The sequence below is a fragment of the Rhizobium sp. ZPR4 genome (assembly GCF_040215725.1).
GTDB classification, from domain to species: Bacteria; Pseudomonadota; Alphaproteobacteria; order Rhizobiales; family Rhizobiaceae; genus Rhizobium; species Rhizobium rhizogenes_D.
In genome coordinates, this window is the sequence record NZ_CP157968.1 from 1635684 (window position 1) to 1650516 (window position 14833).

Here is a 14833-nt window from a genome sequence, read left to right on the forward strand (position 1 = left end):
CTCACCACTTCGGCGGCAAGCCCTTGAAATCACGCTGCAGCAATTCCGAAGGGATTGCGATCTCGGCCCAGTCTTCGCCGTCAAAGCTATGCACGCCGTGTTTTGCATCGAAGTATAAAGGATGTCGTCGACGGCCTGAACTTTGATCGGCGTGGGGATATTTCGGTTGATTATCGGATCAAGAACGGGCTTGAGAGGAGACAAAAGATGCCCGTCGAACCAGTGCAAGGCATAGTCTGAGGCGACGACCATCCGGTCATTGAACGTGGTGATGGAAATCAGTTTTTCGCTATCTCCTTTGAAAGAAACGTCCTGAAACCCGCTTTCGGCGTTCCCTACCAGGATCACGCCATTGCCGCCGACGGCCCAGACCTTGCCTTTCGTCTCGATGAAGATATCGGCGAGCGTCGCCGGTTCGGGATAGAACTTTCCGGATCGTGGCGTGGCAACAACCCGCCATTCTTGACCGTTCCAATGATAAAGTCGGCCTTCGTTGACGCGACTGGGACCTTCGTCCGCCTCTCTGATGGCATATGCCTCCTCATTTCCGCCTCTTCCTCTTCGGTCAACGGTCTGTTCATACTCGTGGGAGACAAAATGACGCCCATGTAAATATCATCTTCCGAACCACCAACCAGATCGCCATAGATGAGATAGTCGTAGGTTTCCGGCGCTTGCGGTAGTTTTCCCTTATGGAACCAGTCCCAGCTGCCATCGGCGATGCGGTAGAGTTGTGAGTGATGACCGGTAACGAAAAAGGCCTCGCAGATCCGCGTGATCGCATTGACATATCCGAGATCGGTAGCATCGTCGGAATAGACTCCTGCGCCGCCGATTTTCATCTTCGAAGGCTTCCGGTCGTCTGCCGGTAGGGTGTAGACCTCGCCCTCGACGCTGAGCGCGTGGATGACGGGACGTCCATCGGAATCACGGCGGCATAGAGGCGATATGGATCGAAGGGCTTCATCACGGATATTTCCCTGCTTTCGAGGGAGCTTTTTCTCGATGATCAGGATTTCTCGATAAGAAATACTTCTGCTGTCTCTATGCCGATCCTGACCCTCAAGTAGTTGCTATCCTCCATCACCGCATGGGGTATGTCGATTTTTGCCACGGGATCATCGGTCAGAAGGACAATTTTATCTCCGTAGGACATCGATATCAGAACGCTCCGCATCTCTCGTACTGGAAAGGGACAACGCAGACCGCGCGTATCCGCTATATACGCTATGCCAGCCGCAGCACAGAGAGCGTCTTTCCTCTCCCGATCTGAGCGAAGATAGGCATCGACAATAGCCTGCAGATCGGCTTCATCGATACATTCATCAGACCAGTCAAATTCGACAGGACGAATGTCGGACATCGGATTCCCTCGCTCAAGCAACTTCCAGGCGATTTATTTCGGCTCACTAGTCGAAACGCCTGAGCCAGTTCAATGTGTAGGCAAGATATGCCTCGTCATCCAAATCCTGCATGGCTCTCGGGAGTTTCAAAATGCCGTATTGATAATCTTCAAATCGGATCGGCTGGATGAAGCGGGCAACCGTTTGATAGGTTTTGGGAATACCGCCTGTCTCGGCTGTTCCGAGTATGGGAAGCTTTCCAGCTCGTAGAACGACCCCATCCGAATATCGCTTCACGTCAATATCAGGTGTCAGCCTTTCACGGATCATCGTGTCTTCGCCGCCAAGAGCGTCAACGCTAGCCGATCCGAGGATGGTCAACCAGTTTGAAGAGCGAGGCCGCTCATAGCCACCTTCACTGCACTCTGACCAATATGTTCCCATCGCATCATACTCCAGACCTGGATACTGCATCAACCATGGGTAGTAGTAGGCATCCTCCATCAGCTCGACACCGGGTCGGGACAAGGCTCCCAAACCGGAGGAGCCATGGATTGCACCAAGCCGATCGCACCACCGCGTCACGAATGCGACATAACGATCTGGATCTTCGAAAACGAAGCTGGGGGGGAAGTACACCTTCAGTCCCGAAAGAGGCCTTCTCGTCCCTTTCTCATGCCCAAACGCCATGAACAAATAGAACGAGGGATCGTCAGTTTCCGCCATATCCACATGTTTAAAGAACAGATAGGCGGTTTCGGAGCTGCCCAGATCGCCGATACTTGTAAAATCTTCAGGAATTCCTACCCCTTTGTATCGCTGCATTCGCTTACTGTTACCGTCGCCATAAGGCTGAAAGTGTGTGATCTTATCGGTGAACACGGCCAAATAGTCTTGCAGGCTATCAAGCAAAGCCTGTCGTTTCTCCTTCTTCCATCCATCGAGAAAATAGATCGACAGCAAGATACCGACGCGAGAACGAATGTTGTGCTTACTCCCTGACCGTAGAACACCACGCTCCTCGATATCTTTTGGGTCCAGTTTCAGGTCTTGCGGATATTCCATGCGCCATTCCTTTTAACAGGGAGCTTCAGGCTTTGCTTTGCCGGACTCGCAGTCGCAGTCCTCTTCGATATCGAGATTGATCAGGTCTTTTCTTGGGTTCAGCTTATTCTTCCGCGCAATCTCTTCATATGCACCATCGGCCTGCATAGGAGTCTGCCCATCTACACCACCGCCGGCCTTTGGAAATTTGAGTTCGAATATCTTCCACAGCTTGCCGTCTTTCCACCAGGAGATATCCGGTCGCGGCATCCCGCGCTTAGGATATTGGCTGGATGGCATGCCCTTGGTGTCAGGCCCCTGACTTTCCGCAGCCTCGTAACCGTTGTTAGGATCATAACTTACTTCGGGACGAGGACCATCCGCCGTCGGGCTTTTCGGATAACGTGGAGTCCCGTCCGGATAGGTGCCGTTCTTCGGATCGTAATTATTTTCTCGTATTTTTTGCGCCACACATTCGGTGTAGGTCTGCGCGCCCTGCCTGTCCTTCATGCATTCGCAGGCCATTTTACAGATATCGTCGCAGGCCTCCCGCTGGGCGGACACTCGAACGTTGGTGGCGGTTGTGGCTGCTGCCTTTGCTTTATCCCGCGCTGCGGACGAGACGACAGCCTCGACGGTCTTCTTCCTAATTGCGTCAAAGGCGTCCATATCGCCAGCTGGCAGCGCCGTCGCACGCACTTCGGCCGCGCCTTTTGCCCAAATGGCCATCTGTTCGGTAGTTAGCCCCTGGTTCGGCGTGGTAGCGTAGTAGTCGAATTCATGAAGTTGATTCTCGATGCGTTGCCGATTAACGGCTCCACCAGTTAGCTCGTTCAGCATGTTGGCCGTGGATTCAGCTCGCCCGAAGATGCTCCAGCGAAGCAACCTCGACGTCCATGACCCTGGCACGGTGGTTGTCGCACCACCGGATTGTGGGACAGTCGTAGTGTTTCTCGATGAGCCGCCTGCTCCTAACCCTCCGCCTGCATCCGTCATCGTTCCTGTCGCAGCTTGTGCAATCTGGTAAGAGCCGGGAGGCAAGGACGTCGCCGGACCGAAAGCCTCGTTAAGATCGCCAAAACCAGCCGATCGCAATGATCCCGGCACAGGATCATTGTCCGTGAGTGTCGGATAGGTCGCTGTGTCGCGGACAAAATACGCCTCACCCACCGTGTTCCTGTTGTTCATGTCGAAACGGTGCAGATGCGTGATGATCGGGGACCCCTCGGCACGCACCAAGTCAGCGCCTTCGATGGGTTGACAAATGCCTTCCACCGTTCCTGATTTCACGCCCTTCGCTTGGCCCGGCTCATCACCGTGAACGTGGCAAGTATTGGAACGCAGCACCATGACCTTCTGACTGGTAAAGCGCACGGACTCCGTATAGTTCTCATCGTGACCGCAAAAATCGACCACGGGATATGGAATGGGTGGCGTCGAGGAGCCGATCGGTGTCTTGCAGACATCCGGCGACAGCGAGACGATGCGTGCGGCATCGTTGTCACGCAATCCCTCTCGCGGTCGGCTTGTCGTCCACGGAGATGGATACTGTGGTTCGCCGGCATAATTGTCCTTGGGCGGGGTGAGACTCATGCGTCACTGGCCTCCGCTTGCTGTCTCTGCTCTTGGGAGAACACCACACGGTTGACCGTCAAGCGTGCGCCGTCCGCTTCTGGTAACGGAAAACGAGCCCGCCAAGTCAAGAAGATTGTTTCACTGTCTCGCCAGTCGAACTGCACGCCGTCGAGGTTAAAGAGAAACCATTTATCCTCGCCCTCCTGCTGGCATCGAACGCCGAGTGTGACGGCAGGCAGGCGTCCATACGCTTCTGGCAAATTGGGGTGAAGGTTATTCAGGGCATAATCTTCATCGCCTTTAAGCCAAGGCTGAGCGATGAGGTCGGGATGCGCACATTGCCAGAAACGCGGATCGAAGTCGGAGGGTAATAGTGGATGGCGACTAGCCAACCAGTCATCATCATAAGTGCCGGTATATTGCTGCCGGGGACGCCACCATGGAGGAATGGGACCGAAACCCTCGGGTCGATAAGGTGTCCGCCAATCGAGGCTCGCCTCATCGATAGCCGTGACCGAAGGGGCCTCCACTATCATGGCTTCATCGCTGCAATAAGGATCTACGATGCCACAACCGAGCGGATTGGCCGGCTCGACATCGGAAGGAATGCCCTGCTCAGCATTGCCCGTTCCCGGCACCATGCCTCCATAGGCGTGATGCCAATCGATGGCGACCTGGGTTGTCGGGATGGGCTCATCAAGCTTCCAATGTTGCAGGACGTGTTTCGGTCGATCAGCAGAAAACCCCGCCCATCCATCTCGAAATACGGGCCGCCAATGGCGCCTGCCATATACCCGCAGGGCCTTTTCCTTTACGCCAACTCGTAGTGAACAAGTCCAGCTTGGTGCGTCCCTGCCGCCCGGCGCATAGGCTTTGCCCAAGAACGTAATGTCCGTGCCCGGCTTTTCCGGCGTCAGGTCGGTCTGGCGAAGCATGATCCCCTCATGAGGATCGCCAGCATAGCTGTCGGTCCATTGGAAATCCTCCTGACTTGCGGCCAGCGCGACTGGCCGCCCCTGTCGATGGAGGAAGGTGCCTCGAACGGCAACGACACAATCGAGATCACCATTCCGATCGAACTGACGAAAAGCGAAGGCACGCAGCGGAGTACGGTTAATCAGTTCCATGGACGAAACTGACCTCAGTTATGATCGATGGGCTTGCCGCGCATCTGAAAATGCTCGGAGGCGACGAAATTGAAATTCTTACCGAGAATGATCACTTCACCATTGGATTTCATGATGAACTTGGAGTCGCCGCATTCGATAACGAACTCCTCACCAACTGCGATTTTCTTGAATTTGCCCACGCTCTCCAGCGAGGTCTGACCGACATTCGTGACCTTGCTCATACCGATCTGCTCGGCGCGTGCGATACCGATCGTGTCGGACTTAAAGGCGCCGACAACGGTGTTCATGATGCCCGGAAGCGGGAATAGGCCGCCTGCGGCATCCCCCACTCCCGTGCCTGATCCGGCAAGATCCGTGCCGGCATCCGCCCTTGGATTAAGCCCTGAAACAACGCCTTCCCGGCTGCCAAGACCACCAGCCCCTAAGAAACCCAGTGCCGAGGAAGCAACTGTCCCCGCGAAGGCGGTGAGACCTGCGCCGCCGCCACCGGCAATCTGGCCTGCCTGTGCCAGCAATCCGGCCGTATGACCGGACAATCCCTGCACCGCCCCCATCAACGCCATGGCCATCGGCCCCGTACCGCCGACCACTGTATTCACCGATCCGCCGATCTCGTGCTTCTGGTTGCCGCTCACTTCGACGGCGCGGTTGCCGCCGATGGAGGCGACTTCGTGGCGGTCGACGCGTTTGGTGCGGTCGTTGCGGATGCGCGTCGTCTGGTCCTTCTGGGCGTGGAAGAACATGTTTTCGCGGCCGGCATCGTCCTCGAAAGTCATCTCGTTGAAGCCGGTGCCCTTATGGGTATTGGAGCGCATGACCATGCGGGTCTTATTCCCAGGCAGATCGTAGGGCACGCCATTGCTCGGGTTCGGCACCACGCCGGTCACCAACGGCCGGTCCGGATCGCCGTCGATGAAGGCGACCATGACTTCCATGCCTATGCGGGGGATGACCTGGCCGCCCCATGTGCCGCCAGCCCAGCTCTGGGCGACGCGCACCCAGCAGGTATCCGATCCATCCTTCTTGGCGCGGCGATCCCAGGGATACCAGAGCTTGATGCGGCCATACTGATCGGGATGGATTTCCTCTCCGGAAGGGCCGGCGACGATCGCGACCTGCGTGCCGCGGATCCGTGGCCGCTCGGTCTTGCGATGCGGCGTCACCGCGACGCGCGACGGCACGGCTTCGAATTCGTTGGTATATTCTGGCTGATCCATGTTGGTTTCATAGGACGGATCGACGGCGAAATGCGTCGCGCGCACGATGACATGTTCTTCATAAACATGCTCGGGATGCGCCACCTCATAGGGCGTAAACCGCCGGCCGGCCTCCAATATGCGTGATGACGATCGCCCCACGACCCGATTGTGATCGGCCTCGCTCGCCTGCATGCGCAGCTTCTGTGCCCGCTCGGCCTCAGCGACCGATGAAATGCGGGCCGGGTATTCGTAAAGCTCGCTCTTCATTGCGCCCGGCATCTGCACCAGTGAAGGTGTCGTGGTGCCTGGCACCATCTGCGGCGTCTCGAAATTCCAGTCAGCGCCGGCGCGCTGTCCGGGGACGTAAGCGTAATGCTTCATCCAATCGTTGATGTGGTTGCGGTCCGTCGAGCCTTGGGCAAGACGCACTCTGGCTTCACCCTGCGCAGAGGGGGACGGCCCCGCCCAGGAGTTGGCGCCATCGGCAACATGCAGCCGGTGGCTGCCTTCCTCATGCGAAAACCAGTAGAAGAGACCGTCTTCCTCGAAGCGGCGCGTCAGATAATCCAGATCCGTCTCATTCCACTGCACGGAGTAATGCTGCGGCGGAGGCGGTGTCACGACGCCGGAAACATCCGGGGCGGGAATACCGTGTTCGGAAAAGAGCGTCTCGACGATATCGATGCTGGTCTTGTCCATCCATATGCGGCAGTCGGAACGCTGCGACAAAAGCCACATCTGCGGCTTCAGCACCATCGAATAGGAGCGCAAGCCACGTGTGATTGGAGGCCCTTCCTGAAGGGCCGTCACGAGACCGTTGAAGGGACGGCGAACACCGTCGCCGCCATCTTCGACCTGCTGAACCTCCAGCGAGATGTCGATCAGGCGACCGATCAATTCCTCCGGCTGAATGACCTCGCGCTTGGCGCGCACGAAGAGCTTAATGTCGAAGAGCGACGATACACCTTCCGTTATCATCACCCGCTCGGGCAGGAGCTGGTCCGTACCAAGCGGCGATGAGACCCGAAGATTTCGGGTCGCCTGGATGAAATCGTTGGCCGAGGGCTGATCGTTCATCTGCGCTTATCCTAACAGTGAGTTTGCCGAGCCTATATTGCCGGCGCTGCCGATCTGCTGCTTGCGGCCACCGACGAGATAGACCATCTGGAACAGGGTGCCGTTCGGCAGCGTCTCGTGCATGCCGGGACCGTAAAGTACCTGCGGTGTCAGGATCTTGCCGATATCGGCACGTTTCGGCACCGTGCCAAGCAAATAGGCGCCGCGCGCCATCAAGACCCGTGTTTCGCCGTCGCTGACGGAATAATTGAATTGCGCAACGAACACCGAATGGTGGTTGGTATCCATTTCGCGAATGATGTGCGCTTCATTGTTGCGCAGCCATCTCTGGAGCCAATGCGTCAGCGACATCTCGTTGGCTTTTTCGGAGAACATCCGGAAAAGCGATGCGGCGGCACCCATAGCCTGGCCCCGTGCCGCGAATTCTCGCGGGCCGTTCTGATAGGAAAAATAATCGTAGGATGGGCCGCGGCCGGCACGCCGGACGGGCGGAAGATCGGTTTGCTTCACCGGCTCCATCTGCAGCGCCGGTGACGAAACGAAAAAATCTACCATGGCGACCTCGACTAAGAAACGTTTGCCGGAACATGACAATCGCAGCCACCGCGGCGATTTGGCATCAGACATGATTCCGGCGCGCTGATGCCAGCGCGCCGGAATGCGATGTTAATGTTAGGCAGCCTTGGTCGTTGCCAGGTCGTAAGACGCGATCATCGGCGACTGCGGCGTCTGCGAGTCGTCGTAAGGCGTGTACTTCACTTCCATCTTGGTGAAGTTGAGCTTGATCGTTTCGACCGGGCGGTCGCCGTTGGAATCGACCGAGTAGCTGGCGATCAGCGTGTTGGTGAGCGTGTACTCGATGTAGGTATCTCCCGGGTTGCCGGTCGTTACCAGATGGATCACGGCCTGCTTGCCGGTACGGCCCGAGCATGCTTCCTGGAACAGCTTCGTCGACGAGGAATCGCTGACCTTGGTCAGGATAACTTCCGAAACGGTCGGCTCGGAAGCTTCGCGGTTCGCAGCCGAACCGGCTGACGTCTTCATGTTACGCGAAACATTCCAGTGGATGACTTCGATGTCCATCCACTTCTTGTGCTGCTCGTGGGTTGCATCGCCCTGAATTCCGTCGATCTGCAGATAAATCGGCATGCTCTGAACTCTCCTGTTGAGATTTGAATTCGCCCTGTCGCTGCAGGGCGGGGTTACCCTTCCGTCTAATGCCGCATCCGGGCGCTGTGTTCGTCCGGGGCTGCTTTATTCGCCGTGCCGCCTTCCTCGGGGCCAGCGAATTCATTGTCGCCCACCGTATTCTCCTCGATGAGAAAGCGATGGTCGTGAAAGCCTATGGTGATGCCGCCAACCTTGCGCCCCGTCGCAACAGCATCGAGGAAAAAGGTCGAAAGCTCTGGCAAAAGATCGCGGCCAATCATGGTTTCGATGGCGCGCGCGCCCATTTCGCTCGCCTTGGCGCGGCCGACCAGCGCCTTGCGGGCTTCGGGGGCAAGCGAAACGCTGGTGCCATACGACGCAGCGACGCGATCACGGATGCGGCCGATCTGGATGTCGACGATCCCGCTCAGCGTCTCGCCATTCAACGGCATGAAGGGCAGAACGGTCGTACGGCCGACAAAGGCCGGCTTGAAGTACTTCTGCAATTCGGGAAGCAGCAGCGCTTCCAGCGCCTCGCCCTCGGGCATGGTTTCCGGATCAGCAGCCAAGGCTGCGAGCAGTTCCGAGCCGGTATTGGCCGTCATCACGATAGTGGTGTTCTTGAAATCGATGTCGCGGCCTTCACCGTCGCGCAGCGTTCCCTTGTCGAAGACCTGGTAGAACACTTCCTGGACGCCCGGATGCGCCTTGTCGATCTCATCCAGCAGCAGGACGCCATAAGGCCGACGGCGCACGGCCTCGGTCAGCACGCCACCTTCACCGTAGCCGACGTAGCCGGGCGGCGATCCGAGCAGCAGCGAAACCTTATGCTCCTCCTTGAACTCGGACATGTTGATGGTCGTCAGATACTGGCTGCCGCCATAAAGAAGATCGGCCAGCGAAAGCGCTGTCTCGGTCTTGCCGGTTCCTGACATGCCAACAAGCAGGAAGACGGCGGGCGGGCGGCGTGGATCGGAAAGGCCGGCACGTGCGGACCGCATCGCAGCCGAAATCCGCGCAATTGCGTTATCCTGTCCGAGCACACGCTCCTTCAGCCTTGCATCGAGCGTCTTGACGGTTTCAACCTGGTCGGACAGCAGTTTGCCGACGGGAATGCCGGTCCAGCGCGCGACGATCCCGGCGATCACTTCCTTGTCGACCACGCGGGGAACCAGCGGCGTTTCGCCGGCAACGTCGGCAAGGCTGCGTTCCGCCTGTACAAGGGCTGCGCGAGCAACGTCAACGGATGAACCGTTGGGCGGGAAGAGGGCGACATTGTCGCCGTGCGAACGAACACCATCTTCGGCCTGCTGAGCATTGGGATCGGCAAGCGCGGCTTCGATGCGATCCGCCTCACCCGACAGCCTGATTTCAGCATCGAGCTTGGCCTGCAGCCGCTCGATCTCGCTTGCCACTTCGTGCTTTTCGCTCTCGATGACGGCAAGGCGCTCGACAATATCCGATGTCGGCGGCTCGGCGGAAAGTGCGGTGGCCTCAACCTCGAGCATTTCCTGCTCGTTGCGCAATCCCTTCAGCGCTTCGGGAACGGTCTGACGCGCCAGAGAGACAGCGGCGGCTGCGGTATCGATAAGGCTGATCGCCTTGTCGGGCAATTGCCGCGCCGGAATATAGCGGGCCGAAAGGCGAACAGCCGCCGCCAGCGCCTCATCTCGAATGCGCACCTTGTGATGGGCTTTGAAGCTGCCGACCACGCCGCGCAACATGCGGATTGCTGTTTCCTCGTCGGGCTCAAGCACCTGAACGACCTGGAAGCGTCGGGTCAGCGCCGCATCCTTCTCGATGTAGCGCTTGTATTCGCTCCAAGTCGTCGCTGCGATCGTCCTGAGCTCGCCGCGTGCCAGCGCCGGCTTCAGAATATTGGCGGCATCGCCCTGCCCGGCCTGTCCGCCGGCACCGATCAAGCCATGCGCCTCGTCGATGAACAGGATGATCGGCTCCACCGAGGCACGTACGGCCGCGACAACGCCGTGCAAGCGGCGCTCGAATTCGCCTTTCACGCCGGCGCCAGCCTGCAGCAGGCTGAGATCGAGAAGGAGAATCCGTACCGGCTTCAGCATATCCGGCACGTTGCCGGCGGCGATCTCCAGCGCCAGCGCCTCTGCAACGGCGGTCTTGCCGACACCTGCCTCGCCGACCAGCATCGGATTGTTCTGACGGCGGCGCATCAGGATATCGATGACCTGGCGCAGCTCACGATCGCGACCGATGACCGGATCAACACGACCACCCCTTGCATCGGCTGTCATATCGCGCGTGTACAGGCGCAGGAATTCATTTTCGCCGGCAGCGGCAACAGCCTCGGAATTCTGTGACGGCGAAGATGTGCCGCTGGGAGTGGAAACCGCGTTCAACTTTTTTTCGAGCGCGGTGCGATCAATGCTGCGCAGCGAAGGTGCCATGCCTCGCGCCATGATTCGCAGCGACTGGTCATCGCTCAGCGCGGTCAGAAGATCAGCGAGGGTGATGCTGTTCCGCCCACATTGAAGCGACGAGACAAGCCACGCCTCGCGCATCAGAGCAAGCAGATTTTGAGAGAGCACCAACGCGGCACCATCGCCCCTCGGCAAGTCGGCGATGGCGCTATCAAGCTCAGTGCGGAGCGTTGCAGAAGGAACGCTAAGTTCTTCAAACAAAGAGCAAACTTCAGATATATCCAGCAATGATAGTATCCAATGTGCGACATCGACATTTGCATGGCGATCACGTGCTGCAAGTGACGCTGCAGCCTCGAGACCGACGCGCAATGCGGGCTCAAGCGTTCTGATCAGACGATTGAGATCGATGTTCGACACCTAGAAGTTTCCTCCTTGTGGTTTCATTTCAACTACACCCTCCAAATCGCGGCAACAACTAGGGCGGTTATTCCCACACGTCCAGATGGACTACAAAAATTTTTTCATGTGGTCAAAAAATGGAATCGTCACAAATCTGTTGCAGAATAGACATGGTTGACAAAGGAATATATCGACCTAACTATCATGCCCTCAAATGAAGTAGTTCATGATACGGAGTTAATTCCCTGCTGAACGTCCGAGACATAGAAAATCCATTTGAAGAAAACGCGCCATGCGGAGAAAATATTCGCAACAATACTTCTATGCGCGAAATATACTATAGAATAAAGGATGCAAGAAACCAGGCTCGCGCTGCAGAACGAGGTATATCACCAGGCGAAAATATTAGCCTTTCCTCCCTTTGGACAGATGTTAGCAATCTCGGATTGCAGATTATTTCTTCAAAAAGTAAGGATCTCGAAGTATTAGCATGGTTGGCAGAGGCGGAATTACGTTTGCGTGGTTTCGAAGGGTTAAGGGACGTCTACCAGGCAATCGCGTCGCTTTTAGACAAGCATTGGGAGAAATTTCATTCTGTCGGTGCTGACGATATCGAAGAGCGCCTTGCGCCACTTTCGGGTCTCAATGGCATCGGTGGCGAAGGAACGATCATTCAGGCGATCAGGCTATCGCCGCTCATTCCCGGCGCAAAATTCGGTCAGTTTTCCCTCTGGGATTTCCAGCTGTCGCAACGCCCCAATGAAGTGAAACGACGTGATGAGCTCAGTCAGGCGACCATTGAAGCCGGTACGGCTGCAATGAGCTCGCATCTCGACATGGTCAATGGCTGCCTTGCCGCCTTCGACCGGCTCGTGTCCATTCTGAACGAGCGCTGCGGGCAGATGGCGCCGCCGAGCTCCAATACGCACAATGTCCTGCAGGAGGCTGCTTTGGCACTACGCGCTCTTGCCGGCATCGAATCACAGGCAATCGAGACCGTGGCGGAACCACAGCAGCAGGAAGGCACCGGCGAACAGACACAAGGCCGCCCCCGCCCGTTGAGCGCTGAGCAGATCGGTTCGCGCGAGGAAGCCTTTGAGCTGTTGCTTGCCGTTGCGCGCTATTTCCGTCGCACTGAGCCGCACTCCCCGATCTCGATGTCGATCGAGACGATGGTGAGGCGCGGTCGCATGGATTTTTCAGAACTACTGGCCGAATTGCTGCCGGAACAGCAGGCACGCAACGCCGTGCTGACAGCGGCCGGCATTCAGCTGAAATCGAACAAGAACGGGTGAGAAGTACAACCGATCTTCTGAACTTTTTGCAACCGGCCCTTTCCAAAGTCGAGTTGCGCCACATTTGAAGAGCGAATTTGCCGCTGGCATTGAAGGAGAAGTTTTATGGCGAGTGTTCACGAAAAGCTGGAGCGAGTGCGCAAGCCCAGGGTCCACATCAAGTACGAAGTGGAAACGGAAGGCGCCATGGTCGTCAAGGAATTGCCTTTCGTCGTTGGCGTTCTCGGCGATTTCTCGGGCAACCCGACGCAGCCGCTGAAACCGTTCGGCGAACGCAAGTTCGTTCAGATCGATCGCGACAATTTCGATGACGTGATGCGCCGCATGACGCCGGGCCTGAATATCTCGGTCGAAAACACGCTCGAGGGCAATGGCTCGCAGCTTCCCGTCTCACTGAAATTCGAAAGCATGCAGGATTTCGAGCCTGGCTCCGTGGTCAGCCAGGTCCCGGCGCTCAAGGCGCTTCTCGATGCGCGCAACCAGCTTCGCGACCTTATGAGCAAGGCGGACCGCTCGGAAGAACTGGAGCGACTGCTCGAAGACGTTCTGCAGAACAAGGCCGATCTGTCGAAGCTGATGTCCGAGCTCGGATTGGCCGAAAAGCCCGCCGCAAGCTGATCGTCGTCGGCGATCTGCGCAAGCCGGTCGCCCAATCCCGTTTCAAGCAATCGATAGCGGCCGGCTTCAAGCTTTACCACTATCGCCTGCATTTTCCGCAAGGATCGAAAAATGAGCGCTGAAAGCCAACTGAAGACCAAAGAGGCCGAGCTTGCGCCTGAGGAAAACCTGCTCTCGCAGATCGTGGCCGCAACCCGGCAAACCGAACCTGATCGTGCCCAGGATCTGCTCCGAACGCTGACCGACCAGGCGCTCAAGGGCACGGTTACCTATGATCGCAATTTGACCGTCACGCTCAACAAGGCGATTGCCGAGCTTGACCGGAAAATCTCACATCAGCTCGCCGCGATCATGCAGTCGCCTGAATTCGCTAAGCTGGAAGGCAGCTGGCGCGGCCTGCAATATCTCGTCAAGAACAGCGAGACCAGCGTCAATCTGAAGATTCGCGTGTTGAACGCCTCCAAGCGCGACGTTTCCAAGGATCTCGCAAAGGCTGTGGAGTTCGACCAGTCGCGGCTCTTCAAGTCGATCTACGAAGACGAGTTCGGCACGCCGGGCGGCGAGCCCATGGGCGCCCTGATCGGCGACTACGAATTCGACAATTCCTTCGACGACGTGCAGACGCTGCAGGCGATCTCTTCGATTGCAGCCGCAGCCTTCGCACCGTTCATTTCGGCCGCCAGCCCGCGCATGTTCGGCTTCGACGATTACCGCGAACTTGCCCGTCCGCGCGACCTCGAAAAGATCTTCGAAACGGTCGAATACGCGAAATGGCGCAGCCTGCGCGATAGCGAGGATTCGCGCTTCGTGACACTCGCCCTTCCCCGCGTGTTGGCACGCATGCCTTACGGCCCGAAGACCAACCCGATCGACGACTTCGCTTTCGATGAAACCGATCATTCGAAGACCGGCGAGCTCGATCACAATTCCTACTGCTGGATGAATGCATCCTATGTGATGGGAACGCGCCTGACAGACGCCTTCGCCCAGAGCGGCTGGTGCACGGCGATCCGCGGCGCAGAAAACGGCGGCAAGGTCGAAAACCTGCCAATGCACATCTTCTCGAGCGACGATGGCGACCTCGACCTCAAATGCCCGACCGAAGTCGGCATCACCGATCGTCGCGACGCCGAGCTCGGCAAACTCGGCTTCCTGCCGCTCTGCCACTACAAGAACACCGACTATGCCGTGTTCTTCGGCGCCCAGACGACGCATAAGCCGAAGCTTTACGACAAGCCCGAAGCAACGGCCAACGCTGCGGTATCCGCGCGCCTGCCCTACATGATGGCGACCTCGCGCTTTGCCCATTATCTGAAGGTCATGGGCCGGGACAAGATCGGCTCCTTCATGGAAGCGCAGGATTGCGAAAACTGGCTCAACCGCTGGATTGCCAACTACGTCAACGCCAATGACGATGCCGGTGAGGAATCCCGCGCCAAATATCCGCTGCGCGACGCGAAGGTGACGGTTCAGGAAGTTCCGGGCAAGCCGGGCTCCTACAATGCCGTCGCCTGGATGCGCCCCTGGCTGCAGATGGAAGAGCTGACCACTTCGCTCCGCATGGTCGCCCGCATTCCGAGCAAGAACTAGGAGAGGTAGCGCGGCGAT

Annotated in this window: 12 protein-coding genes; 3 read left to right on the forward strand and 9 right to left on the reverse strand. The window is 57.6% G+C overall.

Annotation, left to right across the window (positions count from 1 at the left end; genetic code table 11):
- Nucleotides 1-344: 344 nt before the first annotated feature.
- The 9 genes from ABOK31_RS27105 to tssH all read right to left on the reverse strand — a co-directional run bounded on the left by ABOK31_RS27105 (nucleotide 345) and on the right by tssH (nucleotide 11330).
- Nucleotides 345-842 carry a hypothetical protein gene (locus ABOK31_RS27105; protein ID WP_349959874.1) on the reverse strand — a complete coding sequence of 166 codons (498 nt, stop codon included), beginning with the start codon at nucleotides 840-842 and terminating at the stop codon, nucleotides 345-347.
- Nucleotides 843-1009: 167 nt separating this feature from the next.
- Nucleotides 1010-1363, reverse strand: coding sequence for a sulfurtransferase TusA family protein (locus ABOK31_RS27110; RefSeq protein WP_174171766.1), 354 nt, complete (start codon nucleotides 1361-1363; stop codon nucleotides 1010-1012).
- 46 nt (nucleotides 1364-1409) lie between these two features.
- Nucleotides 1410-2408 carry a type VI immunity family protein gene (locus ABOK31_RS27115; RefSeq protein WP_174171767.1) on the reverse strand — a complete coding sequence of 333 codons (999 nt, stop codon included), beginning with the start codon at nucleotides 2406-2408 and terminating at the stop codon, nucleotides 1410-1412.
- Nucleotides 2409-2420: 12 nt separating this feature from the next.
- Entirely contained in the window at nucleotides 2421-3896 is a 1476-nt protein-coding gene (locus ABOK31_RS27120; protein WP_234910100.1) for a PAAR-like domain-containing protein, read from the reverse strand.
- Nucleotides 3897-3976: 80 nt separating this feature from the next.
- Nucleotides 3977-5089: a DUF2169 domain-containing protein gene (locus ABOK31_RS27125; protein ID WP_349959876.1), complete on the reverse strand. Its 1113-nt coding sequence runs from the start codon at nucleotides 5087-5089 to the stop codon at nucleotides 3977-3979.
- A 14-nt stretch (nucleotides 5090-5103) separates the two neighbouring features.
- Nucleotides 5104-7368: a type VI secretion system tip protein TssI/VgrG gene (gene tssI / locus ABOK31_RS27130; RefSeq protein WP_349959879.1), complete on the reverse strand. Its 2265-nt coding sequence runs from the start codon at nucleotides 7366-7368 to the stop codon at nucleotides 5104-5106.
- A 6-nt stretch (nucleotides 7369-7374) separates the two neighbouring features.
- Nucleotides 7375-7923, reverse strand: coding sequence for a hypothetical protein (locus tag ABOK31_RS27135; RefSeq protein ID WP_349959880.1), 549 nt, complete (start codon nucleotides 7921-7923; stop codon nucleotides 7375-7377).
- Nucleotides 7924-8040: 117 nt separating this feature from the next.
- Nucleotides 8041-8517: a type VI secretion system tube protein Hcp gene (locus ABOK31_RS27140; RefSeq protein WP_069613675.1), complete on the reverse strand. Its 477-nt coding sequence runs from the start codon at nucleotides 8515-8517 to the stop codon at nucleotides 8041-8043.
- Between the two features lie 65 nt (nucleotides 8518-8582).
- The gene (gene tssH, locus ABOK31_RS27145; protein ID WP_349959883.1) at nucleotides 8583-11330 is read right to left on the reverse strand and encodes a type VI secretion system ATPase TssH; all 2748 of its coding nucleotides are present in this window, start codon (nucleotides 11328-11330) and stop codon (nucleotides 8583-8585) included.
- A 230-nt stretch (nucleotides 11331-11560) separates the two neighbouring features.
- Here tssH and tssA point away from each other — a divergent pair, with 230 nt between their 5' ends.
- The 3 genes from tssA to tssC all read left to right on the forward strand — a co-directional run bounded on the left by tssA (nucleotide 11561) and on the right by tssC (nucleotide 14815).
- Nucleotides 11561-12607: a type VI secretion system protein TssA gene (gene tssA, locus ABOK31_RS27150; RefSeq protein ID WP_349961327.1), complete on the forward strand. Its 1047-nt coding sequence runs from the start codon at nucleotides 11561-11563 to the stop codon at nucleotides 12605-12607.
- Between the two features lie 105 nt (nucleotides 12608-12712).
- The gene (gene tssB / locus ABOK31_RS27155) at nucleotides 12713-13225 is read left to right on the forward strand and encodes a type VI secretion system contractile sheath small subunit (protein WP_174171773.1); all 513 of its coding nucleotides are present in this window, start codon (nucleotides 12713-12715) and stop codon (nucleotides 13223-13225) included.
- A 111-nt stretch (nucleotides 13226-13336) separates the two neighbouring features.
- Nucleotides 13337-14815, forward strand: coding sequence for a type VI secretion system contractile sheath large subunit (gene tssC, locus ABOK31_RS27160; protein WP_349959885.1), 1479 nt, complete (start codon nucleotides 13337-13339; stop codon nucleotides 14813-14815).
- The last annotated feature ends 18 nt before the right edge of the window (nucleotides 14816-14833 follow it).